Origin of the sequence: Pseudomonas sp. BW16M2 (genome assembly GCF_014268865.1) — a bacterium.
Classification (GTDB): Bacteria; Pseudomonadota; Gammaproteobacteria; order Pseudomonadales; family Pseudomonadaceae; genus Aquipseudomonas; species Aquipseudomonas peradeniyensis.
The window spans coordinates 586322-609873 of record NZ_JABWRI010000001.1 but is presented as its reverse complement, the minus strand read 5'-3'; the positions used below and the strand labels follow the sequence as shown (position 1 = coordinate 609873).

Annotated in this window: 24 protein-coding genes; 15 read left to right on the top strand and 9 right to left on the bottom strand. The window is 65.8% G+C overall.

Annotated elements, in window-relative coordinates; translation table 11 throughout:
* Positions 1 to 59: 59 nt before the first annotated feature.
* The 3 genes from HU735_RS02775 to HU735_RS02765 all read right to left on the bottom strand — a co-directional run bounded on the left by HU735_RS02775 (position 60) and on the right by HU735_RS02765 (position 3836).
* Positions 60 to 1601 carry an APC family permease gene (locus tag HU735_RS02775; RefSeq protein ID WP_186712298.1) on the bottom strand — a complete coding sequence of 514 codons (1542 nt, stop codon included), beginning with the start codon at positions 1599 to 1601 and terminating at the stop codon, positions 60 to 62.
* Between the two features lie 113 nt (positions 1602 to 1714).
* Positions 1715 to 2488, bottom strand: a complete 774-nt coding sequence (locus HU735_RS02770; protein ID WP_186712297.1) for a gamma-glutamyl-gamma-aminobutyrate hydrolase family protein — start codon at positions 2486 to 2488, stop codon at positions 1715 to 1717.
* A 4-nt stretch (positions 2489 to 2492) separates the two neighbouring features.
* Positions 2493 to 3836, bottom strand: coding sequence for a glutamine synthetase family protein (locus HU735_RS02765; protein WP_225933337.1), 1344 nt, complete (start codon positions 3834 to 3836; stop codon positions 2493 to 2495).
* Positions 3837 to 4083: 247 nt separating this feature from the next.
* Between HU735_RS02765 and HU735_RS02760 the strand changes: the two genes are divergently transcribed.
* The 5 genes from HU735_RS02760 to HU735_RS02740 all read left to right on the top strand — a co-directional run bounded on the left by HU735_RS02760 (position 4084) and on the right by HU735_RS02740 (position 8818).
* Positions 4084 to 4959 carry a LysR family transcriptional regulator gene (locus HU735_RS02760; RefSeq protein WP_186712296.1) on the top strand — a complete coding sequence of 292 codons (876 nt, stop codon included), beginning with the start codon at positions 4084 to 4086 and terminating at the stop codon, positions 4957 to 4959.
* A 238-nt stretch (positions 4960 to 5197) separates the two neighbouring features.
* Entirely contained in the window at positions 5198 to 5461 is a 264-nt protein-coding gene (gene rpoZ, locus HU735_RS02755) for a DNA-directed RNA polymerase subunit omega (RefSeq protein WP_008091595.1), read from the top strand.
* Positions 5462 to 5520: 59 nt separating this feature from the next.
* Positions 5521 to 7629, top strand: a complete 2109-nt coding sequence (gene spoT / locus HU735_RS02750; RefSeq protein ID WP_028689950.1) for a bifunctional GTP diphosphokinase/guanosine-3',5'-bis pyrophosphate 3'-pyrophosphohydrolase — start codon at positions 5521 to 5523, stop codon at positions 7627 to 7629.
* 23 nt (positions 7630 to 7652) lie between these two features.
* The gene (locus HU735_RS02745) at positions 7653 to 8033 is read left to right on the top strand and encodes a RidA family protein (RefSeq protein ID WP_028689951.1); all 381 of its coding nucleotides are present in this window, start codon (positions 7653 to 7655) and stop codon (positions 8031 to 8033) included.
* A 59-nt stretch (positions 8034 to 8092) separates the two neighbouring features.
* Positions 8093 to 8818 (top strand): hypothetical protein, encoded by a 726-nt coding sequence (locus HU735_RS02740; protein ID WP_186712295.1) that lies wholly within the window; start codon positions 8093 to 8095, stop codon positions 8816 to 8818.
* 73 nt (positions 8819 to 8891) lie between these two features.
* Here HU735_RS02740 and HU735_RS02735 read toward each other — a convergent pair whose 3' ends face one another.
* A complete protein-coding gene (locus HU735_RS02735) occupies positions 8892 to 9749 on the bottom strand; it encodes an SDR family oxidoreductase (RefSeq protein WP_186712294.1) in 858 nt (285 codons plus the stop codon).
* Between the two features lie 192 nt (positions 9750 to 9941).
* Here HU735_RS02735 and exbB point away from each other — a divergent pair, with 192 nt between their 5' ends.
* From exbB to HU735_RS02705, 6 genes are all read left to right on the top strand, one after another.
* Positions 9942 to 10928: a tonB-system energizer ExbB gene (gene exbB / locus HU735_RS02730; protein WP_186712293.1), complete on the top strand. Its 987-nt coding sequence runs from the start codon at positions 9942 to 9944 to the stop codon at positions 10926 to 10928.
* A 3-nt stretch (positions 10929 to 10931) separates the two neighbouring features.
* Entirely contained in the window at positions 10932 to 11360 is a 429-nt protein-coding gene (gene exbD / locus HU735_RS02725) for a TonB system transport protein ExbD (protein ID WP_023632733.1), read from the top strand.
* On the top strand, positions 11357 to 12091 hold the full coding sequence (locus HU735_RS02720; protein WP_028689955.1) for an energy transducer TonB: 735 nt from the start codon (positions 11357 to 11359) through the stop codon (positions 12089 to 12091). The genes exbD and HU735_RS02720 overlap by 4 nt, the downstream gene beginning before the upstream one ends.
* 95 nt (positions 12092 to 12186) lie before the next feature.
* Positions 12187 to 13113, top strand: a complete 927-nt coding sequence (locus tag HU735_RS02715; protein ID WP_186712292.1) for a hydrogen peroxide-inducible genes activator — start codon at positions 12187 to 12189, stop codon at positions 13111 to 13113.
* Positions 13114 to 13117: 4 nt separating this feature from the next.
* Positions 13118 to 15196, top strand: a complete 2079-nt coding sequence (recG, locus tag HU735_RS02710) for an ATP-dependent DNA helicase RecG (RefSeq protein ID WP_186712291.1) — start codon at positions 13118 to 13120, stop codon at positions 15194 to 15196.
* Between the two features lie 77 nt (positions 15197 to 15273).
* Positions 15274 to 16677, top strand: coding sequence for an aminoacyl-tRNA deacylase and HDOD domain-containing protein (locus HU735_RS02705; protein WP_186712290.1), 1404 nt, complete (start codon positions 15274 to 15276; stop codon positions 16675 to 16677).
* A gap of 114 nt (positions 16678 to 16791) precedes the next feature.
* Here HU735_RS02705 and HU735_RS02700 read toward each other — a convergent pair whose 3' ends face one another.
* The 4 genes from HU735_RS02700 to HU735_RS02685 form a co-directional block, all read right to left on the bottom strand.
* On the bottom strand, positions 16792 to 17166 hold the full coding sequence (locus tag HU735_RS02700) for a hypothetical protein (RefSeq protein WP_050707542.1): 375 nt from the start codon (positions 17164 to 17166) through the stop codon (positions 16792 to 16794).
* A 134-nt stretch (positions 17167 to 17300) separates the two neighbouring features.
* Positions 17301 to 17597 carry an HU family DNA-binding protein gene (locus HU735_RS02695; RefSeq protein ID WP_050707543.1) on the bottom strand — a complete coding sequence of 99 codons (297 nt, stop codon included), beginning with the start codon at positions 17595 to 17597 and terminating at the stop codon, positions 17301 to 17303.
* Positions 17598 to 17785: 188 nt separating this feature from the next.
* Positions 17786 to 18934 (bottom strand): FAD-dependent oxidoreductase, encoded by a 1149-nt coding sequence (locus HU735_RS02690; RefSeq protein WP_186712289.1) that lies wholly within the window; start codon positions 18932 to 18934, stop codon positions 17786 to 17788.
* Between the two features lie 33 nt (positions 18935 to 18967).
* Positions 18968 to 19135 (bottom strand): rubredoxin, encoded by a 168-nt coding sequence (locus HU735_RS02685; protein WP_028689962.1) that lies wholly within the window; start codon positions 19133 to 19135, stop codon positions 18968 to 18970.
* A 248-nt stretch (positions 19136 to 19383) separates the two neighbouring features.
* On the opposite strand from HU735_RS02685, the gene HU735_RS02680 reads away from it, so the two are divergent.
* Both HU735_RS02680 and ubiA read left to right on the top strand, forming a co-directional pair.
* Positions 19384 to 19941, top strand: coding sequence for a chorismate lyase (locus HU735_RS02680; protein WP_186712288.1), 558 nt, complete (start codon positions 19384 to 19386; stop codon positions 19939 to 19941).
* On the top strand, positions 19941 to 20831 hold the full coding sequence (gene ubiA, locus HU735_RS02675; protein ID WP_186712287.1) for a 4-hydroxybenzoate octaprenyltransferase: 891 nt from the start codon (positions 19941 to 19943) through the stop codon (positions 20829 to 20831). The genes HU735_RS02680 and ubiA overlap by 1 nt, the downstream gene beginning before the upstream one ends.
* A 118-nt stretch (positions 20832 to 20949) precedes the next feature.
* On the opposite strand, the gene HU735_RS02670 is transcribed toward ubiA, so the two are convergent.
* A complete protein-coding gene (locus tag HU735_RS02670) occupies positions 20950 to 21321 on the bottom strand; it encodes a hypothetical protein (RefSeq protein ID WP_050707546.1) in 372 nt (123 codons plus the stop codon).
* A 174-nt stretch (positions 21322 to 21495) separates the two neighbouring features.
* On the opposite strand from HU735_RS02670, the gene phoB reads away from it, so the two are divergent.
* The gene (gene phoB / locus HU735_RS02665; RefSeq protein WP_003253341.1) at positions 21496 to 22185 is read left to right on the top strand and encodes a phosphate regulon transcriptional regulator PhoB; all 690 of its coding nucleotides are present in this window, start codon (positions 21496 to 21498) and stop codon (positions 22183 to 22185) included.
* A 72-nt stretch (positions 22186 to 22257) separates the two neighbouring features.
* A complete protein-coding gene (gene phoR / locus HU735_RS02660; protein WP_238349738.1) occupies positions 22258 to 23529 on the top strand; it encodes a phosphate regulon sensor histidine kinase PhoR in 1272 nt (423 codons plus the stop codon).
* Positions 23530 to 23552: the final 23 nt, after the last annotated feature.

Below are 23552 nucleotides of genomic sequence, written 5' to 3'. Positions count from 1 at the left end.
GCGCTGTACCTGTAGGAGCGGCCTTGTGTCGCGAAAGGGGCGCAAAGCGCCCCCATGCGTTAGTCCTGCAGCTGAATGGTCGCCTGCTGACGCAGGGTCGCCCCCAGGAAATACGCCGGCGCCCGCAACCGCGACAGCATCATCAGCACGATCCCCAGTGCCGAGATGATCGCCGCGATCACGAATACCAGCCCCAGCCCGCCCACATGCGAGCCGCTGCCGAAGTCCGGTGAAGCGCTGTCGATCGCCGTGCGCACGAAGATCACCGACAGGATCACCCCACCCACCAGCGGGCAGACGCCGCGCATGAAGAAGTGGCGCGCGCTGTCGAACAGGCTGCGGCGGAAATACCACACGCAAGCGAACGCGGTCAGCGAGTAATAGAAGCAGATCATCATGCCCAGGGCGGTGATGGTGTCCGCCAGCACGTTCTCGCTCAAGGTACGCATGGTCACGTAGAACAGGCCCGCGGCAATGCCGGCACAGATGGTCGCATAGCGCGGCGTCTGCGAACGTGGGCAGACCGTGGCGAAGCGCTGCGGCACAGCGCCGTAGTAACCCATGGCGAGCAGGGTGCGCGCCGGCGAGACGAAGGTCGACTGCAGCGAGGCGGCGGTGCTGGCCAGCACCGCGATCGACATCAGGATCGCCAGCGGCCCCATGACCGGGCCGGCCAGGTGGGCGAACACGTTCTCCTGGATGCGCGGGTTGCCCAGGCCCAGGCCATCCTCGCTGATCCCGGCGAACTGCAGGGTGGCGATGGCGGTGAGCAGGTACAGGCCAAGGATCAGCAACACCGTCCAGGTGGCGGCCTTGCCCGGCACTTCCTCACTGCCGATCGACTCCTCGCTGACGGTCAGGCACACGTCCCAACCCCAGAAGATGAAGATCGACAACGACAGGCCCGCGGCGAACGCCGAGAACGACTCGACGCCGAACGGGTTGAACCAGGCAAGGTCGAATGCCAGCGGTGGCGGCGCCGTGGTCTCGCCGAAGGCGGCGAACGCGAAGCCGATCAGCACCAGCAACTGCAAGGCCACCAGGCCGTACTGCACGGTCATGGTGGTGGCCATGCCGCGACAGCAGATCCACACCGCCAGGGCGATGAACACGCAACAGGTGGTGACGTTGACCAACAGGTTGTCCGCCAGCGCCGCCAGCTCCTGGTTGCCGGTGATCTGGGCCAGGAACAGGTAGAAGAAGTCCACCGCCACGCCCGCCAGGTTGGACAGCACGATGGTGGTGGCGACCACCAGCCCCCAACCGCCGATCCAGCCGATCATCGGACCGAAGGCCCGGGCCGACCAGGTGAAGGAGGTGCCGCTGTCGGGCTCGGCCGAGTTCAGCTCGCGGTAGCCCAGGGCCACCAGCAGCATCGGCAGGAAGCCGACGATGAACACCGCCGGCAGGTGGGCGCCGACTTCGCGCACGGTCGGACCTAGCGCGCCGGTCAGGGTATAGACCGGGGCGATGGTGGAAATGCCCAGCACGACGCTGGCCAGCAGACCGAGGCGGCCCTTGGCCAGGCCCTTGCTACGCTGGGTGTTGCCCGAGTCGGACGCCGCGTCGGGTGGGCGTCCGGCTTCTGTGTATTCATTCATGAGTCTGTGCCGTAACTATTGGAATTGTTCTCACAGGCCCGCCGTAGAGGGCCCGCTTTCACTCATTGAAAGCTCGTGGTGGGGGCACGGTCATCCTGGACCTTCGGCTAACGTCAGCGTGTTTCCTGACGCACACCCTCCCGAGCAGCATGGGCAATGCAAGCCTCGCGGAACGCCTCGAACAAGCGCAGCGAGACCGGGTTTTCGGCGAAACGCCATTCAGGGTGCCACTGCACGCCGACTACAAAGCCCGGCGCATCAGGCATCGACACCGCTTCGATCAGGCCATCCGGGGCCCTTGCCTCGACGCGCAGGCCCGGGGCCAGGCGGTCGATGCCCTGGCTGTGCAGCGAGTTGACCTCGAACTGCGCAGCCAGGCCCAGGCGCTCGAACAACCCGCCCGCGGTGACCGCGACGGGATGACGAGGGCCGTATTGCACCTCCAGGGGTGCGTCCTCAGGTTCGCGGTGGTCCAGGTAGCCGGGCAGTTCCTGCACGCGCTGGTGCAGGCTGCCGCCAAGGGCCACGTTCAGTTCCTGGAAGCCACGGCAGATGCACAACACCGGCACACCGGCGGCAATGGCCGCCTGCAGCAGCGGCAAGGTCAGGCGATCACGTGCAAGATCGTGCCGGGTGCCTTCCGCGCTGGGGGCGCCATTGTAATGATGCGGCTCGACATTTGAAGGCGAACCGGTAAAAAGAATGCCATCGAGCCGGGCCAACAGCGCCCGGGTGTCGCTGCCGCCATCACGCGCCGGCAGGATCAGCGGCAGCCCGGCAAAGCCTGCGGCCTCGACATACTTGTCGCCCACCGTGTGCGACGAGTTCTTCCCCACCTGCTGGCGGCAGGCGCTGACACCGATCAAGGGGACCGCAAATGCGCTCATGGGCTTACACCGTGTGCAGGTACCAGTTGTACTCGAGGTCGGAGATCGACACTTCGAACTCGGCCAGCTCGCTCTCCTTGCAGGCCACGAAGATGTCGATGTAGTCCGGGCTGATGTATTGGTTGAGGACTTCGCTGTCGTCCAGCGCGCGCAGGGCGTCGCGCAGGTTGTTCGGCAGGCTCTGTTCCAGCTGTTCGTACGAGTTGCCTTCGATCGGCGCGTCCGGCTCGACCTTGTTGGTCAGCCCATGGTGGATGCCGGCGAGGATCGCCGCGAGCATCAGGTACGGGTTGGCGTCGGCACCGGCCACGCGGTGCTCGATGCGCACGTTCTCGCTGCTGTCGGTCGGCACGCGGACCGCCACGGTGCGGTTGTCCAGGCCCCAGCTCGGCGCGTTGGGCACGTAGAACTGCGCGCCGAAACGGCGGTAGGAGTTGATGTTCGGGCACAGGAACGCCATCGACGCCGGCATGGTCTCCAGCACGCCGCCGATGGCGTGGCGCAGGGTCTCGCTCTGCAGCGGGTCGTCGTGGGCGAAGATGTTCTTGCCGGTCTTCTTGTCCAGCAGCGAGATGTGCACATGCAGGCCGTTACCCGCCTGGCCCGGATAGGGCTTGGCCATGAAGGTGGAATCCATCTCATGGTCGTAGGCGACGTTCTTGATCAGGCGCTTGAGCAGGATCGCGTAGTCGCAGGCCTTCAGTGGATCGGCAACATGGTGCAGGTTGACCTCGAACTGCGCCGGGGCGCTTTCCTTGACGATGGCGTCGGCGGGCAGGCCCTGCTCCTTGGCGGCTTCGAGCATGTCCTGCAGGCAGTCGGCGTACTCGTCGAGGTCATCGATCAGGTACACCTGGGTCGACTGCGGGCGCTTGCCCGAAATCGGCGAGCGCGGCGGCTGCGGACGACCGTTGAGGTTGTCCTGGTCGATCAGGTAGAACTCCAGCTCGAACGCGGCGCAGATATCCAGGCCCAGGTCGTCGAACCGGCTCACCACCTGGCGCAGCACCTCGCGCGGGTCGGCGAAGAACGGCGCGCCATCCAGCTCGTGCATGGTCATCAGCAACTGCGCGGTCGGCCGCTTCTGCCACGGCTCGTCGCAGAGCGTGCCGGGAATCGGGAAACAGATGCGGTCGGCGTCGCCGATGTCCAGACCCAGGCCCGTGCTTTCGACGGTCGAGCCGTTGATGTCCAGGGCGAACAGCGAGGCCGGCAGGTTGATGCCCTTCTCGTACACCTTGTGCAGGCTGGCGCGCTCGATGCGCTTGCCGCGCACCACCCCGTTCATGTCGGAGATCAGCAGGTCGACGTACTGGGTATCCGGATGGGCATCCAGGAACTCATTCATCTCGCGGGAAGAACTGGCGCACGGGGAGACCGACGTCATGGCTGTACATCCTTTGATTCGGAGCGGCGATGTGGGGAACTGCGGATGACGCCTCGTAAGGCGACGATGGTGCTGCTGTTGTTCTTTTCACTGGCCCATCGTGGGGGGCTGGTTGCCGACCGGCTGCATTGATTCCCGGGGGCCGTTTCACTATAAAATGGCCCCAACGCAACAGACATTGGCATTTCGGCAAGCAGAGCGTGCATCGATGCAATATCAGATCAACCATGCGGACCTCGCCCTGGTCCTGGCGCTGGAGCGCGGCCGCTCCCTGGCCAAGGCCGCCGAACTGCTCAAGGTCGACGTTTCCACGGTCTTCCGTTCGATCCGCCGGCTGGAGTCGGCGCTGGGCACCGCGCTGTTCGTCAAGAGCCGCAAGGGCTACCTGCCCACCGACACCGCCCAGGCCCTGGCCGAGCAGGCCGAGCGCGCCGAACAGGCGCTGGACGCGGCGCGCATCGCCCTGACCAGCGGCGAGCAGGTGGTCAGCGGCACCGTGCGCCTGACCTGCACCGAGGCGGTGCTGCACAGCCTGCTGCTGCCGGCGCTGGCCGAGTTCATGCCCAACTACCCGGCGCTGTCGCTGGAAATGGGCACCTCCAACACCTTCGCCAACCTCAGCCGACGCGATGCCGACATTGCCCTGCGCCTGACCAACACGCCGCCGGAACACCTCGTGGGCCGCTGCCTGGGCTCGACCTCCTACGTGGTCTGCGGCCTGCCGGCGCTGCGCGAGCGCCTGCAGGAGTCCGCCGCCAGCGTGCCCTGGATTGCCCCCGACGACTCCATGCAGGACCACGCCACGGTGGTCTGGCGCAACCAGCATCACCCGGGGCTGATTCCACGCTACCAGTGCAGCGGCATGTCGACCATCGCGCAACTGGTGACCACCGGCCTGGGCGTGGCGGCACTGCCCGACTACATGGTCCACGACCTGCCCGGCGTCGAGGCGCTGAGCGGCCCGCTGCCCGGCTGTGACACGCAGTTGTGGTTGCTGACCCGACCCGATTGCCGCGCCCTGCGCTCGGTACAGACGCTGTTCGAAGAGCTGACCCCGCGCCTGCGCGACGCAATGTTGCGTTAACGCGTCAGGGGCGGTTGTTTTCGGGTAACAGGAACCGTTATCGTCCGACTCAGGCTTGGTGTGAACTTCTTCGCGGGCAAGCCCGCTCCCACGGGGCCCGCGAAAACGACTCAAACAGCACCGGAGGAAGGGCACCCGACAAAACAGCCCTTCCCTATTGGCTGGTGATTTTTTAAACTATCGAGTCCGCCTGCCCATTCTGGGCGCACGCCTACCGCATTTGCTACTGAGGAAGACCATGGCCCGCGTAACTGTTGAAGACTGCCTGGAACACGTGGATAACCGCTTTGAGCTGGTCATGCTCTCGACCAAGCGCGCCCGCCAGCTGGCTACCGGCGGCAAAGAGCCACGCGTTGCGTGGGAAAACGACAAGCCGACCGTCGTCGCCCTGCGTGAAATCGCCGAAGGCATCGTCACGCCAGAGTTCATCGCCGCCGAAGAGATCGTCACCGAGGATCCGGTATTCGCCGCGTTCGAGGACGAGAACAACGAGGCCGTCTGATTGATGCCCAGTCGACACCGTGCGGCGCAAGGCCCTCTTCTTCAGCAAGAGGTGAAACCATGCCGGGTATAGAAGCCCTCGCCGAACGGCTGTCGACTTACCTGGGCCCCGAACAGGTCAACCTGGTTCGCCGGGCCTACTTCTACGCCGAGCAGGCCCACGATGGCCAGCGCCGCCGCAGCGGCGAGCCCTACGTGACCCATCCGCTGGCGGTCGCCAGCATCCTCGCCGACATGCACATGGACCATCAGAGCCTGATGGCGGCCATGCTGCACGACGTGATCGAAGACACCGGCATCGCCAAGGAAGCCTTGAGCCAGCAATTCGGCGAGACCGTCGCCGAGCTGGTCGACGGGGTCAGCAAGCTGACCCAGATGAACTTCGAGACCAAGGCCGAGGCGCAGGCCGAGAACTTCCAGAAGATGGCCATGGCCATGGCCCGCGATATCCGCGTGATCCTGGTCAAGCTGGCCGACCGCCTGCACAACATGCGCACCCTGGAAGTGCTGTCCGGCGAAAAACGCCGACGCATCGCCAAGGAAACCCTCGAGATCTACGCCCCCATCGCCAACCGCCTGGGGATGCACACCGTGCGCGTCGAGTTCGAGGACCTCGGCTTCAAGGCCATGCACCCGATGCGTTCGTCGCTGATCCACCGGGCGGTCAAGAGCGCGCGGGGCAACCGCAAGGAAATCGTCGCCAAGATCGAGACCTCGCTGGCCAACTGCCTGGCCGCCGACGGCATCCAGGGCGAGGTCAGCGGCCGGCAGAAACACCTCTATGGCATCTACAAGAAGATGCGCGGCAAGCGCCGCGCCTTCACCGAGATCATGGACGTGTACGCCTTCCGCATCATTGTCGACAAGGTCGATACCTGCTACCGCGTGCTCGGTGCCGTGCACAACCTGTACAAGCCGCTGCCGGGCCGGTTCAAGGACTACATCGCGATCCCCAAGGCCAACGGCTACCAGTCGTTGCACACCACGCTGTTCGGCATGCACGGCGTGCCCATCGAGATCCAGATCCGCACCCGCGAAATGGAAGAGATGGCCAACAACGGTATCGCCGCACACTGGCTGTACAAGTCCAACGAGGAAGAGCAGCCCAAGGGCAGCCACGCCCGCGCCCGCCAGTGGGTCAAGGGCATCCTCGAGCTGCAGCAGCGCGCCGGCAACTCGCTGGAATTCATCGAGAGCGTGAAGATCGACCTGTTCCCGGACGAGGTCTACGTCTTCACCCCCAAAGGCCGGATCATGGAGCTGCCCAAGGGCTCCACCGCCGTCGACTTCGCCTACGCGGTGCACACCGACGTCGGCAACAGCTGCATCGCCTGCCGCATCAACCGCCGCCTGGCGCCGTTGTCCGAACCGCTGCAGAGCGGCTCCACCGTCGAGATCGTCAGCGCACCGGGCGCCCGGCCGAACCCGGCCTGGCTCAACTTCGTGGTCACCGGCAAGGCACGCACGCACATCCGCCACGCCCTCAAGCAACAGCGCCGCTCCGAGTCCATCAGCCTCGGCGAGCGCCTGCTGAACAAGGTGCTGACCGGCTTCGATAGCAGCCTGGAAAAGATCCCCCAGGAACGCATCCAGTCGATCCTCGCCGAGTACCGCCTGGAGCTGCTCGAGGACCTGCTCGAAGACATCGGCCTGGGCAATCGCATGGCCTACGTGGTCGCCCGCCGCCTGCTGTCCGCCGAAGGCGAGCAGCTGCCGGCGCCGGAAGGCCCGCTGGCGATCCGCGGCACCGAGGGCCTGGTGCTCAGCTACGCCAAGTGCTGCACCCCGATCCCCGGTGATCCGATCGTCGGCCACCTGTCGGCCGGCAAGGGCATGGTCGTGCACCTGGAAGACTGCCGCAACATCAGTGAAGTCCGCCACAACCCGGAGAAGTGCCTGCAGCTCTCCTGGGCCAAGGACATCACCGGCGAGTTCAACGTCGAGCTGCGTGTCGAACTGGAACACCAGCGCGGCCTGATCGCGCTGCTGGCCAGCAGCGTCAACGCCGCCGACGGCAACATCGAGAAAATCAGCATGGACGAACGCGACGGCCGTATCAGCGTGGTCCAACTGGTGGTCAGCGTGCACGACCGCGTGCACCTGGCCCGCGTGATCAAGAAGCTGCGCACCTTGACCGGCGTGGTCCGCATCACCCGGATGCGTGCGTAGTCCGCCAACCGCAAGGAGTCATCATGAGCAAGACCGTCATCACCAGCGACAAGGCCCCTGCCGCCATCGGCACCTACTCGCAAGCGATCAAGGCTGGCAACACCGTGTACATGTCGGGCCAGATCCCGCTCGATCCGAAGACCATGGAACTGGTCGAAGGCTTCGAAGCCCAGACTGTCCAGGTGTTCGAGAACCTGAAGTCGGTGGCCGAAGCCGCTGGCGGTTCGTTCAAGGACATCGTCAAGCTGAACATCTTCCTCACCGACCTGAGCCACTTCGCCAAGGTCAACGAGATCATGGGCCGTTACTTCGAACAGCCTTACCCGGCCCGCGCCGCCATCGGCGTAGCTGCTCTGCCGAAGGGTGCCCAGGTCGAGATGGACGCCATCCTGGTCCTCGAGTAATACCCCCGGTGACGGGCGCCACGCCCGTCACCACCCTCTCCTGCCCCAAGGTTTCCCCCATGCGCCACGCATTGCCTCTCGCGCTGGCAGCCCTGCTCCTGGGCGGCTGCGCCAGCCACAAACCCGAAGACTTCAACGGCACCTGGATCAACCAGGCCGCCATCGACGCCGCCGGCAAAGGCACCAGCCTGCGCCAGGCCCTCGACGCCCAGGGCCCGGTGTTCGAATGGAAGATCGACGTCAAGAACCAGCAGGCCAGCTTCAGCAATGGCTTCGAGGCTGCCGACGGGCGCCTGAGCGCCAACGAGAAAGACTGGCAGGTCAGCTTCGAAGGTGGCCTGGTCGAGCAGCTCAAGCTCGACGGCGACGAGTTGCTGGCGATCGACCCGTCCGGTCACCAGCAGACCTTCGTGCGCAGCGAAGGCCCACAGAATGCGCCGCTGGGCGGCAGCTTCGAGAAGGCGCTGTACCAGCAATACCTGGGCGGCGACTGGAAGATCGTCGAAGGCCAGGGCAAGGGCGCCGTGGTGCGCTTCAGCGACACCGGCAACGTCACCGGCCTGCCCGGCCCCGACCGCTTCGCCCTGTGCCTGGCGGGCGACTGCGCGACCATGGGCGATGGCAACGACAGCCTGTGGCTGGAGCGCAACCAGCGCGGCGCGCCGTGGATCTTCAAGCGCGACGGCGACACCCTGGAAATCTTCCAGGCGGTGAACCGCGCCCAGCCGGATGAAATGCCGCAACTGGCCGCCGGTGCGCGGCAGTGGGTGCTGGAAAAGGATTAACCAGCATCGCGGGGCAAGCCCGCTCCCACGATATGCGTGGGAGCGGGCTTGCCCCGCGATAGGGCCGGCAGTCTCAACCACGCCCTTGCAGAATGGCCGCATACCCCTCTTTATAGCTCGGGTACTGCGGCACCCATCCCAACGCCCGCGCCCGCGCATTGCTGCAACGCTTGCTGCCGGTGCGCCGCACCCGCTGCTCATCCGACCACTGGGTAACGCCCAGGTATTCACGCAGCCAGGCCACCACCTCGGCCAGCGGCGCAGGGTCGTCATCGACGCCGATATAGCAGTCATCCAGCGCAACACCCCGGGCATCGGCCCGCAGCAGGTGCGCCATCAGGCCGGCGGCATCCTCGGCATGGATGCGATTGCCGTACAACGGTGGCTCCTCGGCCACGCGATAACCCTGGCGCACCTGACTCAGCAACCACTCGCGCCCCGGGCCATAGATGCCGGTCAGGCGCACGATCGTCGCGGGAATGCCGCTGTCCAGCGCCAGCCGCTCGGCCTCGAGCATCACCTTGCCGGAATAGCCCTCGGGCTGCGTGGCTGCCGCTTCGGCAATCCATTCACCGTCCTGCTGCGCATACACGCTGCTACTGGACACGAACACCAAGCGTCGCGGCCGCTGCCCTTTCGCCGCCAGCCATCCCAGCACATGGCGCAAACCTTCGACATAGGCCGCCTGGTAGCCGGCTTCATCGTGCTGGCTGGCCGCCACGCAATACACCAGGTAATCAGGCCCCTGCTCAGGCCAGGCGCTCGGTATCTGTGGCTCGGCCAGATCGGCGGCGATCGGCCGAACCCCTTCGGGCAGCTGATCGACCGAACGGCGCAAGCCGCTGACCTGCCAGCCTTGAGCAAGCAGTTGGCGGGCCAGGCGGCTGCCTACATCACCGCAACCCACGATCAAAGCTGAAACGTCTGACATACCAAACCTCCTAATGCGAAAGGCACAGGCTATCGGGTTAGCGCGATAAACGGCTATACCAAGGTCAAAAAAAGCAACAGTATTACTTTTGTTAACAAGAATTACTTGCAATAATGGCGACCCTGTCTGTTCTCGGCCTGCTTCGAGGCCTTGAAGAACTCAACCCATTTCTCTTCATCAGGTCCGGCCAGCATGACACGTACTCAACCTTCCGCTTCGCCAACCCCGTCGCGCGCCTGGCGCGCCATTGCCGCGCTGATGTTCAGCCTGGTACTGGCCCCGGCAGCCATGGCCGATGAGCCTGTCGCCGCTTCCCCGGCACCCGCCGCTGCCGCCGCCCCGGCCACGCCTGCCGCCGAAGGCCAGGCCCCGGTTGCCGCGCCAGTCGCAGCGCCTGCTGACGCAAATGCTCCGGTCGATGGCCAGGCCCCAGCCGACGAGAACGTGCAGGCGATGGTCGAAGACACCTCGCTGGGCATGGCCCACGACCTGTCCCCATGGGGCATGTACAAGAACGCCGACGTGGTGGTGAAGGCCGTGATGATCGGCCTGGCCATCGCCTCGATCATCACCTGGACCATCTGGATCGCCAAGGGCTTCGAGCTGATGGGCGCCAAGCGCCGCCTGCGTGGCGAGATCGCCGCCCTGAAGCGCTCGGTAAGCCTGAAAGAGGCCAGCGAAGTGTCGAACAAGGAAGGCACCCTGGCCCACACCCTGGTGCATGACGCCCTCGAAGAGATGCGCCTGTCGGCCAACGCCCGTGAGAAGGAAGGCATCAAGGAACGCGTCAGCTTCCGCCTGGAGCGCCTGGTAGCCGCCAGTGGCCGGACCATGAGCAGCGGCACCGGCGTACTGGCCACCATCGGTTCCACCGCACCGTTCGTCGGTCTGTTCGGCACCGTGTGGGGCATCATGAACAGCTTCATCGGCATCGCCAAGACCCAGACCACCAACCTCGCTGTGGTCGCCCCGGGCATCGCCGAGGCCCTGCTGGCCACCGCCCTGGGCCTGGTCGCCGCGATCCCGGCCGTGGTCATCTACAACGTCTTCGCCCGCTCCATCGCCGGCTACAAGGCACAGGTGTCCGACGCCTCCGCCCAGGTGCTGCTGCTGGTCAGCCGCGATCTGGACCACCAGGGCAGCGAGCGCGCCGCCCCGCACATGGTGAAAGTGGGGTAAGCCATGGGCCTGCATCTCAACGAAGGTGGCGACGACCTCGCCGAGAACCACGAAATCAACGTCACGCCGTTCATCGACGTGATGCTGGTGCTGCTGATCATCTTCATGGTCGCGGCGCCCCTGGCCACGGTCGACATCAAGGTCGACCTGCCCGCCTCGACCGCGAAGCCCGCGCCGAGGCCCGAGAAGCCGGTGTTCGTCAGCGTCAAGGCCGACAAGAAGCTTTACCTCGGCGACGACGAGGTGGCCCAGCGCGACCAGCTTGGCGCCATGCTCGACGCCAAGACCAAGGGCGACAAGGAAACCACCATCTTCTTCCAGGCTGACAAGGGCGTCGATTACGGCGACCTGATGGAAGTGATGAACACCATGCGCGCCGCCGGCTACCTCAAGGTCGGCCTGGTCGGACTCGAGACGGCAGCCAAGAAATGACGAAAACGCGCTCAAACATGGCGCGCTACGGTGGCAGCCTGGCGATCGTGCTGGGTGTGCACGCGGTCGCCGTGCTGCTGACGCTCAACTGGTCGGTGCCCCAGGCCCTCGAGTTGCCGCCGGCAGCGATGATGGTCGAGCTGGCACCGCTGCCCGAGCCCGCGCCGCCGCCGCCGCCCAAGGCCGCCCCGAAACCACCGACGCCGGTCGAGGAACCGCCGCTGCCGAAGCTGGCAGAGGCGCCGAAGCCGAAGATCGCCATCCCCAAGCCGCCCAAGCCCAAGGCCAAGCCACAGCCGCCCAAGCCCGAGAAGAAGCTTGAGCCGCCGAAGGACGAGCCACCGGCCAAGGACGACGTCGCGGACACCCCGCCGAGCAACACGCCACCGCAGAAGTCGGCGGCGCCACAGCCAAGCATCGCGTCCAACAGCAATGCCCTGCCGAGCTGGCAGAGCGACCTGCTGCGCCACCTGGCCAAGTACAAGAAGTACCCCGAGGACGCTCGCCGTCGTGGGCTGCAGGGCATCAACCGCCTGCGCTTCGTGGTCGACGCCGAAGGCAAGGTGGTCTCGTACGCGCTGGCCGGCGGTTCAGGCAGCGCGGCGCTGGACCGGGCCACGCTGGAGATGATCCGTCGTGCCGGCACGGTGCCCAAGCCTCCGGCGGAGTTGCTGAACAATGGCACGATCGAAGTCGTCGCGCCGTTCGTCTACTCGCTGGACCGACGCTGACGTTTTTTGTTTCTGTCACAAAACGGCAAGTCTGATAACGTGCGTCTATCAATTGCAGCCGCTATGCTGGGGCCGCAACTTCATGGACGCACGTTATGACCCTCACCGAACTTCGCTATATCGTCACCCTCGCGCAAGAGCAGCACTTCGGCCACGCGGCCGAGCGTTGCCACGTCAGCCAGCCGACCCTGTCGGTGGGCGTGAAGAAGCTCGAGGACGAACTCGGCGTGCTGATCTTCGAGCGCAGCAAGAGCGCGGTGCGCCTCACGCCGGTCGGCGAGAGCATCGTCGCCCAGGCGCAGAAGGTACTGGAGCAGGCCCAAGGTATCCGCGAGCTGGCCCAGGCCGGCAAGAACCAGCTGACCGCGCCACTCAAGGTCGGCGCCATCTACACCGTCGGCCCCTATCTGTTCCCGCACCTGATCCCGCAGCTGCACCGCGTGGCGCCGCAGATGCCGCTGTACATCGAAGAGAACTTCACCCACGTGCTGCGCGAAAAGCTGCGCAACGGCGAACTGGACGCGGTGATCATCGCCCTACCGTTCAACGAGGCCGACGTGCTGACCCTGCCGCTGTACGACGAGCCGTTCTGCGCCTTGATGCCGGCCGACCACCCGTGGACCGCCAAGCACACCATCGACACCGCCATGCTCAACGACAAGAGCCTGCTGCTGCTCGGCGAGGGCCACTGCTTCCGCGACCAGGTGCTCGAGGCCTGCCCGACGCTGAACAAGGGTGGTGAAGGCTCCAAGCACACCACGGTCGAGTCCAGCTCGCTGGAAACCATCCGCCACATGGTCGCCTCGGGCCTGGGCGTGTCGATCCTGCCGCTGTCGGCGGTGCACAGCCATCATTACGCGCCGGGCGTCATCGAAGTCCGTCCGCTGACCGCGCCCGCACCGTTCCGCACCGTGGCCATCGCCTGGCGCGCCAGCTTCCCGCGGCCGAAGGCCATCGAGATCCTCGCCGACTCGATCCGCCTTTGCTCGGTGGCCAAGCCGCCGGTGGAACAACCGGCCTGAACCCATGACCGAGCTGTCGAACGTCCCGGTCACCACGCTCAAGGGCGTAGGCGACGCCATGGCGGAAAAACTCGCCAAGGTCGGCCTGGAGAACCTGCAGGACCTGCTGTTCCACCTGCCGCTGCGCTACCAGGACCGCACCCGCGTGGTGCCCATCGGCCAGCTGCGTCCGGGCCAGGACGCGGTGATCGAGGGCGTGGTCAGCGGGGCCGACGTGACCATGGGCAAGCGCCGCAGCCTGGTGGTGCGCCTGGGCGACGGCAGCGGCACGCTGAGCCTGCGCTTCTACCATTTCAGCAATGCGCAGAAGGAGGGCCTCAAGCGTGGCACCCATCTGCGCTGCTATGGTGAAGCCCGCCCCGGCGCCTCGGGACTGGAGATCTACCACCCGGAATACCGGGCGCTGAACGGCGACGAAGCACCGCCGCCGGTCGAACAGACGCTGACACCGATCTACCCGACCACCGAAGGCCTGACCCAACAGCGCCTGCGCCTGCTGTGCCAGCAGAGCCTCGGCCTGCTCGGCCCGCGCAGCCTGCCCGACTGGCTGCCCGACGAACTTGCCCGCGACTACCAGCTGGCGCCGCTCAGCGACGCCATCCGCTACCTGCACAACCCGCCGGCAGACGCCGACCTCGAGGAGCTCGCCGAGGGCCATCACTGGGCCCAGCATCGTCTGGCCTTCGAAGAGCTGCTGACCCACCAGCTCTCGCAGCAACGCCTGCGCGAAAGCCAGCGTGCCCTGCGCGCGCCGGTACTGCCCAAGGCCACGCGCCTGCCGGCGCAGTACCTGGCCAACCTCGGCTTCAGCCCGACCGGCGCCCAGCAGCGGGTCGGCAACGAAATTGCCTACGATCTCAGCCAGCACGAGCCGATGATGCGCCTGGTGCAAGGCGATGTGGGCGCCGGCAAGACCGTGGTCGCCGCGCTGGCCGCCCTGCAGGCTCTGGAAGCGGGTTACCAGGTCGCCCTGATGGCGCCCACCGAGATCCTCGCCGAACAGCACTACATCACCTTCAAGCGCTGGCTCGAACCGCTGGGCATCGAAGTCGCCTGGCTGGCCGGCAAGCTCAAGGGCAAGGCCCGCGCCAGCGCCCTGGAGCAGATCGCCAATGGCGCGCCCATGGTGGTCGGCACCCACGCGCTGTTTCAGGACGAGGTGCAGTTCAAGCACCTGGCCCTGGCGATCATCGACGAACAGCACCGTTTCGGCGTGCAGCAGCGCCTGGCCCTGCGCAAGAAGGGCGTCATGGGCCAGCTGTGCCCGCACCAGCTGATCATGACCGCCACGCCGATCCCGCGCACCTTGGCCATGAGCGCCTATGCCGACCTGGACACCTCGATCCTCGACGAGCTGCCGCCCGGGCGCACCCCGGTGAACACCGTGCTGGTCGCCGACAGCCGCCGCTTCGAGGTGGTCGAGCGGGTCCGCGCCGCCTGCGCCGAAGGCCGCCAGGCCTATTGGGTGTGCACCCTGATCGAAGAGTCCGAGGAACTCACCTGCCAGGCCGCCGAGAGCACCTTCGAGGAACTGGGCAGCGTCCTGGGCGAGCTGCGCGTGGGCCTGATCCACGGACGCATGAAGCCCGCGGAAAAGGCCGCGGTGATGGCCGAGTTCAAGGCCGGCGACCTGCAACTGTTGGTGGCTACCACGGTGATCGAGGTCGGCGTCGACGTGCCCAATGCCAGCCTGATGATCATCGAGAACCCCGAGCGCCTGGGCCTGGCCCAGTTGCACCAGCTGCGTGGCCGGGTCGGCCGTGGCAGCGCGGTGAGCCACTGCGTGCTGCTCTACCACCCGCCACTGTCGCAGATCGGCCGTGAACGCCTGGGCATCATGCGGGAAACCAACGACGGATTCGTCATAGCAGAGAAGGACCTGGAGTTGCGTGGCCCCGGCGAGATGCTCGGGACCCGCCAGACCGGCCTGCTACAGTTCAAGGTCGCCGACCTGATGCGCGACGCCGACCTGCTGCCGGCCGTGCGCGACGCCGCCCAGGCCCTGCTGGCACGCTGGCCCGACCATGTCAGCCCGTTGCTCGACCGCTGGCTGCGCCACGGTCAACAATATGGCCAGGTGTGACGCCCGTCCCATAATGGATCCAGCTTGGCGGCCAGGCTGGTTATACTTCGCGTTTACAGAATGATTGGATACAGGCCATGACTGAAGTTGCCCTGGATACCGCAACCCTACACGCACCGTCTGTCATCCGGCTGTTGCTCGACAAGCTCGGCGTCAGCTTCCGCGAGGTGCCCGAGCACCCGGGGCTGCCGGCCGCCTCGCGGGTACAGGCCGTGCTGCTCGATGACGAGATCGGTGCCTTGATGGTGCTGTTCCCGCAAAGCCAGTTGCTGGACCTCAAGCGCCTCGAGGAACTGACCGGCCGCAAGCTCAAGGCCGTGCCGCTGGAGCGCCTGAGGCAGATGCTCGACAAGCATCACCTCAAGGCCCTGCCGGCGATTCCCGCCCTGACCAGCTCGCCGTGCCAGTACGAGAAGAGCCTGCTCGACAACGAGACGCTGCTGATCCAGTCCGGCGAAGCCGGCCTGCTCCTGGAAATCGGCAGAACGGCCTTCAAGAAGATGCTGTTCAAGGCCAGCGCCAGCACCTTCGGCCAGCAGATCAGCGATATTCGCCTGAGTTTCGACCCGTTGGACGGCCCTCCCAAGGAAGTCATCCGCGCCGTCCAGGCCTTCACTGCCCGCCGCATCCAGCAACGCCTGGAACAGACCATCGAGATTCCGCCGCTGGCCGACACCGCGCAGAAGATCATCAAGCTGCGCGTCGACCCCAATGCCAGCATCGACGACATCACCGGCGTGGTGGAGACCGACCCGGCCCTGGCCGCGCAGGTGGTCAGCTGGGCTGCCTCCCCGTACTACGCCTCGCCCGGCAAGATTCGCTCGGTGGAGGACGCCATCGTCCGCGTGCTGGGCTTCGACCTGGTGATCAACCTGGCCCTGGGCCTGGCGCTGGGCAAGACCCTGAGCCTGCCCAAGGACCACCCGCAACAGGCCACGCCATACTGGCAGCAGTCGATCTACACCGCCGCGGTGATCGAGGGCCTGACCCGCGCCATGCCGCGCGCCGAGCGCCCGGAAGCGGGCCTGACCTACCTGGCCGGCCTGCTGCACAACTTCGGCTACCTGCTGCTGGCCCACGTCTTCCCGCCGCATTTCTCGCTGATCTGCCGCCACCTGGAGGTCAACCCGCACTTGTGCCACAGCTATGTGGAACAGCACCTGCTGGGGATCAGCCGTGAACAGATCGGGGCCTGGCTGATGAAGCTGTGGGACATGCCCGATGAACTGTCCACGGCCCTGCGTTTCCAGCACGATCCGGCATACGACGGCGATTATGCGGCGTTCCCCAACCTGGTGTGCCTGGCGACGCGCCTGCTGCGCGCCCGGGGGATCGGTTCGGGGCCAAGGGACGAGATCCCGGATGCCCTGCTCGAGCGCCTGGGGCTGACCCGGGACAAGGCCGAAGAGGTGGTGAACAAGGTGCTGGAGGCCGAGGCCCTGCTGCGCGAACTGGCGTCGCAGTTCCACGCGCCGCATTGATGTAGCCGGGCCTCTGTCCTGTGGGAGCCGGTTTACCCGCGAATGCGGTGGTGAACCCACCGCCGTATTCGCGGGTAAACCCGCTCCCACAGGTGCTTTGTTCTGTGTTGTAAATCAGGCCTTCTTCTTCGGCTTCAGGTACTTCATCAAGCCCTGGAACCAGATCACCAGCGCCGGATTGCCCTTGATCTGGATGTTCTTCTCCTGAATCCCCTGCATGAACGCCAGCTGCTTGTTACCGGCCTGCAGCGTAGCGAAGCCGTAGGCGGCGTCCTTGAAGGCGATGGCGAAGGCCGGCTGCGGGTGCAGGCCGCCCTTGCTGCTGATGCGCAGATCCTTGACGATGAAGTGCCGGGCGACCTTGCCGTCGAGCGTCTGCATCTGGAAGACCAGGTCCTTGTCCTGCAGCTGCTGCTGGAACGCCGGGTTGTTGCGGCTGGCCTTGGCCATCAGCAGCCCCATGGCCCAGAGAAGAAAGCGAAACTTCATCAACACGCCTCGAATGAAAAGTGACTGAGTCGCGCAGTTTATCCGTTTCTCGCCCTGTTTATGCAAGTTCGCCGCATTTGCTTACCAGAAACGCAACGGGCGCCTCCAGGCGCCCGTCTGGTGAACCTGTTCGGTCACTTTTTCTTGGCAGGCTTGGCCGGTGCGTTGACGCTGTCGCGCAGGTTCTTGCCCGGCTTGAAGGCGACGGTGTTGCTGGCCTTGATCTTGACCGGCTGGCCGGTCTGCGGGTTCTTGCCGGTGCGGGCGCCACGGTGGCGCTTTTCGAAGGTGCCGAAACCGACCAGGGTGACGGTGTCCTTGTCGAGCGCGCCGGTGATGCTGTCGAGAATCGCGTTGAGGACCTGGTTGGCCTTTTCCTTGGTCAGATCGGCCTTTTCGGCGATGACGGCGGCGAGTTCTGGTTTACGCATAGTGAAGCCTCTTTGACGGGATTTCTTGTTGTTATGCCGTGCTGCCGAAGGGAGCAGCGTTCAAGGCACCGCAGGCTCTAGGCTGCGGCAGACGCCAGTGAGGATGGCACGCCGACCGGGGCCGCGCCAGTATCTGGGCGGCCATTGTCGCGGCAAGAACAGGATAATTCCGACAGAACGCCCGCTATTTACGCCATCAAGGGCGGCAACTGGCGATTCAGCGCCAGTTTCTCCATGACCGCGCCGCCGGTCAGGGCATAGCCCAGCAGCTGGCCATCGGCGCCGTGGCAGAGCACTTTCAGGTCGGCGCCGCTGCCTTCGACCACCCAGGTGCCCTCGTGGCCAGGCGGCACCGGGGAGACCACCAGCGGACAGGCCGGGGTCTTCACGGTGACCGGCATCGGGCCGTAGGCCACCGCAGTCGGGTTGCCGGCCAGGGTCTGGGCCAGGGCACGGGCGCAGGTCATCAACGGCATGACATACAACAGGTTGATGCCATCGACCTCGGCGCAGTCGCCCAGGGCGAAGATGTTGGCGTGGGAGGTGCGCAGTTGGCGGTCCACCACCACGCCACGATTGACCTGCAAACCCGCCGCCGCCGCCAGGTCGGTGCGCGGACGCAGGCCGATGGCCGAGACCACCAGATCACAGGGAATCACGCTGCCATCGGACAGGTGCGCCTCGAGCGCCTCCCCTGCACGCTGCAGGCGGGTCAGAACCGGGCCGAGGTGAAAGCGCACGCCCAGCCCTTCCAGGCCCGCCTGCACGGCCGCGGCGGCAGCCGGGTGCAGCAGGGTCGGCATCACCTGCTCACAGGGGGCGACGACCTCGCACTGCAGGCCACCCAGGCTTAGGTCGTTGGCGAATTCGCAACCGATCAGGCCGGCACCGAGGATCAGCACACGCTGCTTGCCCGCGGCCGCGGCGCGAAAGCGTGCGTAATCCTCCAGGTCGTTGATCGGGAAGATCAGCTCACCCGCATCGCCTTCGACCGGCACCTGCACGGTCTGCGCGCCCCAGGCCAGCACCAGGTCGCGGTACTCCACCGCCTCCTCGCCGATCCACAGGCGCTTGTGGCCCGGGTCGATGCCGCTGATTCGGGTATGGGTGCGAATCTCGGCCTTGAGCTGCTCGGCCATGGCGCCCGGCTCGGCCATGCACAGGCCGTCGGCGTCCTTCTGCTTGGCGAAGCCGGTGGACAGCATGGGCTTGGAGTAGGAGCGACCGTCGTCGGCGGTGATCAGCAACAGCGGCGTGTCGCCGTCGAGCTTGCGAAACTCTCGCGCCAGGTTGTAGCCGGCAAGGCCGGTACCGATGATCACCACGGGGGACGTCATGTCGTGCATTCCTTCTTCAAGCCAGGGTTGTGATCAGCCGATGGCGATCATTTCGAAATCACTCTTGCCCACGCCGCAGTCGGGGCACAGCCAGTCTTCTGGTACGTCCTCCCAACGGGTGCCGGGGGCGATGCCGTCGTCCGGCCAGCCTTGGGCCTCGTCGTAGATCAGGCCGCAGACAATACATTGCCACTTCTTCATTTACTGCTGTTCCTCGGTCAGGCTTAAGGGGGGCGTTGCAGCTGACGGCCTCATCGCGGGGCAAGCCCGCTCCTACAAGGGGCGCGCAGTTCCCGAGGGCTGCGCTGTACCTGGGGAGCGGGCTTGCCCGCGAAGGGGCCACCGCGCAATTCGTGGGGGCTTTGTACTGGCCCTGCCAGCAGTATGCAAGCAGTCCGGGCAAACATGCTAAGCTCGCCGCCTCTCTGGCCTGTATCAAGCATACCGACGTGCCGTACGAAACCCCGCAAGCAGCCGCTGTCGCGTGGCTGGCGTATCCGCAACTGGCGACCACCCTCGACCAGCCGACCTTGGGCTGGCTGTTCGACGAAGGCTCCCTGACCCGTCGCCTGACCCGTCTCTCCCACGACCACTTCAGCGTCACCCCCCTGTTCGAGGGCTGGCAGCCCCTGCGCGACGACGAGTGCGCCGCCTTGAGCCTTGCCCCCGGAGCCCAGGGCTGGGTGCGCGAGGTCTACCTACGCGGCCATGGCCATCCATGGGTGTTCGCTCGCAGCGTGGCCAGCCGCACGGCGCTGGAACGCGGTGGGCTGGACCTGGAGACCCTGGGCAGCCGCTCGCTGGGCGAGCTGCTGTTCTGTGACCAGGCGTTCGTCCGTCACCCGATCGAAGTGTGCAGTTATCCACAGGGCTGGCTGCCCGCCGAGGTCGCCGGCGCAGGGCTGTGGGGGCGGCGCTCGCGCTTCGAGCGCGACGGCCTCGACCTGCTGGTGGCCGAGGTGTTCCTGCCCGCCCTGTGGCACGCGGCCAAGGAGGAGAACCGCTGATGTACCTGCAACTGCTCAAGTCGCTCAACCGCCTGCACCCACGGGCCTGGGACTTCATCCAGCTGAGCCGCATGGACCGCCCGATCGGCATCTACCTGCTGCTGTGGCCGACGCTGTCGGCGGTGTGGATCGCCGGCAACGGTTCGCCGACCCTGGCCAACGTGCTGATCTTCGGCCTCGGCGTGGTGCTGATGCGCGCCGCCGGCTGCTGCATCAATGACTTCGCCGACCGCAAGGTGGACGGCCACGTCAAGCGCACCGCCGACCGGCCACTGGCCAGCGGCCGGGTGAAACCCCGCGAAGCGCTGGTGCTGTTCGCCCTGCTGGTGGGGGCGAGCTTCCTGCTGGTGCTGTGCACCAACGCCACCACGGTGTGGCTGTCGTTCGGCGCGGTCGCCCTGGCGTTCTGCTACCCGTTCATGAAGCGCTACACCTACTACCCGCAGGTGGTGCTGGGCGCCGCGTACTCCTGGGGCATCCCGATGGCCTTCACCGCCGCGGGCGGCGAGCTGCCGGCCAGCGCCTGGCTGCTGTACATCGCCAACCTGCTGTGGACGGTGGGCTACGACACCTACTACGCCATGGTCGACCGTGACGACGACCTGAAGATCGGCGTGAAATCCACCGCCATCCTGTTCGGCGAGGCCGACCGGGTGATCATCCTGACCTTGCAGTTGCTGTCGCTGGGCTGCCTGCTGCTGGCGGGCAACCGCTTCGAGCTGGGCGGCTGGTTCCACCTGGGGCTGCTGGCGGCGGCGCTGTGCTTCGCCTGGGAGTTCTGGTCGACGCGCAAGCTGGATCGGGAGTCGTGCTTCAAGGCGTTTCTGCACAACCATTGGGCGGGGATGCTGATCTTTGCCGGGGTGGTGCTGGATTACGCGTTGCGCTGAGGCTCACCTACCTTGAGGCTAGCATGGCCTCAGTGGGAGCGGGCTTGCCCGCGAATGCGATGGTGCTGCCACTACCGCCTTCGCGGGCAAGCCCGCTCCCACAGGTTTCAAACCGCCTCTAAGGCTTGGCGACGTGCCAGACGTCCTTCATGCCATCGCCGGTGGTCTCCCCGGCCTTCTTGTCCTTGACGAAGGTGTACAGCGGCTTGCCGTCATAGGCCCACTGCATCGAGCCATCGTCACGAGTGACGTGGCTCCACTTGTCCTTCGGCGCCTCGTCGTCCTTCTTCACCATCAACGGCGGCCAGTTCTTGGCGCACTCGCCGTTGCACATGGACTTGCCACCGGCATCCTTGTCGAAGGTGTACAGCGTCATGCCGTCATGATCGACCCACATGCCGTCCTTTTCCATGGCGTGATGAGCCGACGCCACCCCCGGCACTGCCAGCGCAGCGCAAAGGGCCATCCAGCTCAGCGTATGTCGTGTCATTGGAATCACCATTGTTTCGGGAATGGATTGAGCTTGCGCGCCGCCTTCGCGGCCCCCTGAAGCCTAGTCCAGTCACGCAATGTCGCCAGAATGGCCAACACCCTGTCACACAGCTGCAATAATTCCGTTATCTAATGCGGGCCAAGACACCGTTCCTGGGAGAGGTAATTGAGCATGGTTGGCAGAAACATTCTGATCGTCGACGACGAAGCGCCTATCCGCGAGATGATCGCCGTTGCATTGGAAATGGCCGGCTATGACTGCCTCGAGGCCGAGAACTCGCAACAGGCCCACGCCATCATCGTCGACCGCAAGCCGGACCTGATCCTGCTCGACTGGATGCTCCCGGGCACTTCGGGCATCGAGCTGGCCCGCCGCCTCAAGCGCGACGAACTGACCGGCGACATCCCGATCATCATGCTCACCGCCAAGGGTGAAGAAGACAACAAGATCCAGGGCCTGGAAGTCGGCGCCGACGACTACATCACCAAGCCGTTCTCGCCCCGCGAGCTGGTGGCGCGCCTGAAGGCCGTGCTGCGCCGCACCGGCCCGAGCGACAGCGAGGCGCCGATCGAAGTCGGTGGCCTGCTGCTCGACCCGATCAGTCATCGCGTGACCATCGACGGCAAGCCGGCCGAGATGGGTCCTACCGAATACCGCCTGCTGCAGTTCTTCATGACCCACCAGGAGCGCGCCTACACCCGTGGCCAGCTGCTCGACCAGGTTTGGGGCGGCAATGTCTACGTCGAGGAACGCACCGTCGACGTGCACATCCGTCGCCTGCGCAAGGCGCTGGGTGAAGCCTATGAAAATCTGGTACAAACCGTCCGCGGCACCGGCTATCGCTTCTCGACCAAGAGCTGATCGAAGCCCCGGCGCCCGCTGTACAAGGACTGTCAATTGAACCAGAACTGGCACGCGACCCTGATTCGCCACATGCTCCTGCTGATCACCGTCTGCCTGATCGGCGGGCTGGTCAGCGGCTACTACGGCTGGAGCCTGGCCATCGGCCTGGCCCTGTACCTGGGCTGGACGCTGAAGCAGCTGCTGCGCCTGCACGACTGGCTGCGCAACCACCAGCCCGACGAGGCGCCGCCCGACGGCTACGGCCTGTGGGGCGAGGTGTTCGACAGCATCTACCACCTGCAGCGTCGCGACCAGCGCGTGCGCGGTCGCCTGCAGGCAGTGATCGACCGGGTCCAGGAGTCCACCGCCGCCCTGCGCGACGCGGTGATCATGCTCGACAGCGAAGGCAACCTGGAATGGTGGAACCGCGCCGCCGAGACCCTGCTGGGCTTCAAGACGCCGCAGGACGGCGGCCAGCCGGTGACCAACCTGGTGCGCCACCCGCGCTTCAAGGAGTACTTCGAGTCGGACAACTACGCCGAGCCGCTGGAGATTCCGTCGCCGATCAATGACCGCCTGCGCGTGCAGCTGCACCTGACCCGCTACGGCAACAACGAACACCTGATGCTGGTGCGCGACGTGACCCGCATCCACCAGCTCGAGCAGATGCGCAAGGACTTCGTCGCCAACGTTTCCCACGAGCTGCGCACGCCGCTGACGGTGATCACCGGCTACCTGGAGACGCTGCTGGACAACGTCGAGGACGTGAACCCGCGCTGGAGCCGCGCCCTGCAGCAGATGAGCGCGCAAGGCTCGCGCATGCAGACCCTGCTCAACGACCTGTTGCTGCTGGCCAAGCTCGAGGCCACCGACTACCCCTCGGACAACCAGCCGGTACTGGTCGACACCCTGCTTGGCGCCATCAAGAACGACGCCCAGGCCCTGTCCGGCCCGCGCAACCAGCGTATCAGCCTGGAAGCGGCGCCCGGCATTCGTCTCAAGGGCAGTGAGTCGGAGCTGCGCAGCGCGTTCTCCAACCTGGTGTTCAACGCGGTCAAGTACACCCAGGACGAAGGCAATATCCGCATCCGCTGGTGGACCGACGAACAGGGCGCGCACCTGAGCGTGCAGGACTCGGGGGTGGGGATCGAGGCCAAGCACCTGCCGCGCCTGACCGAACGCTTCTACCGGGTCGACTCCAGCCGCGCGTCGAATACCGGCGGCACCGGGCTGGGGCTGGCGATCGTCAAGCATGTGCTGATGCGCCATCGCGGGCGACTGGAAATCAGCAGCGTGCCGGGGCATGGCAGCACCTTTACCTGCCATTTTACGCCGGCGCAATTGGTGTCAAGCAAAGCCTGAATCATCGCGGGGCAAGCCCGCTC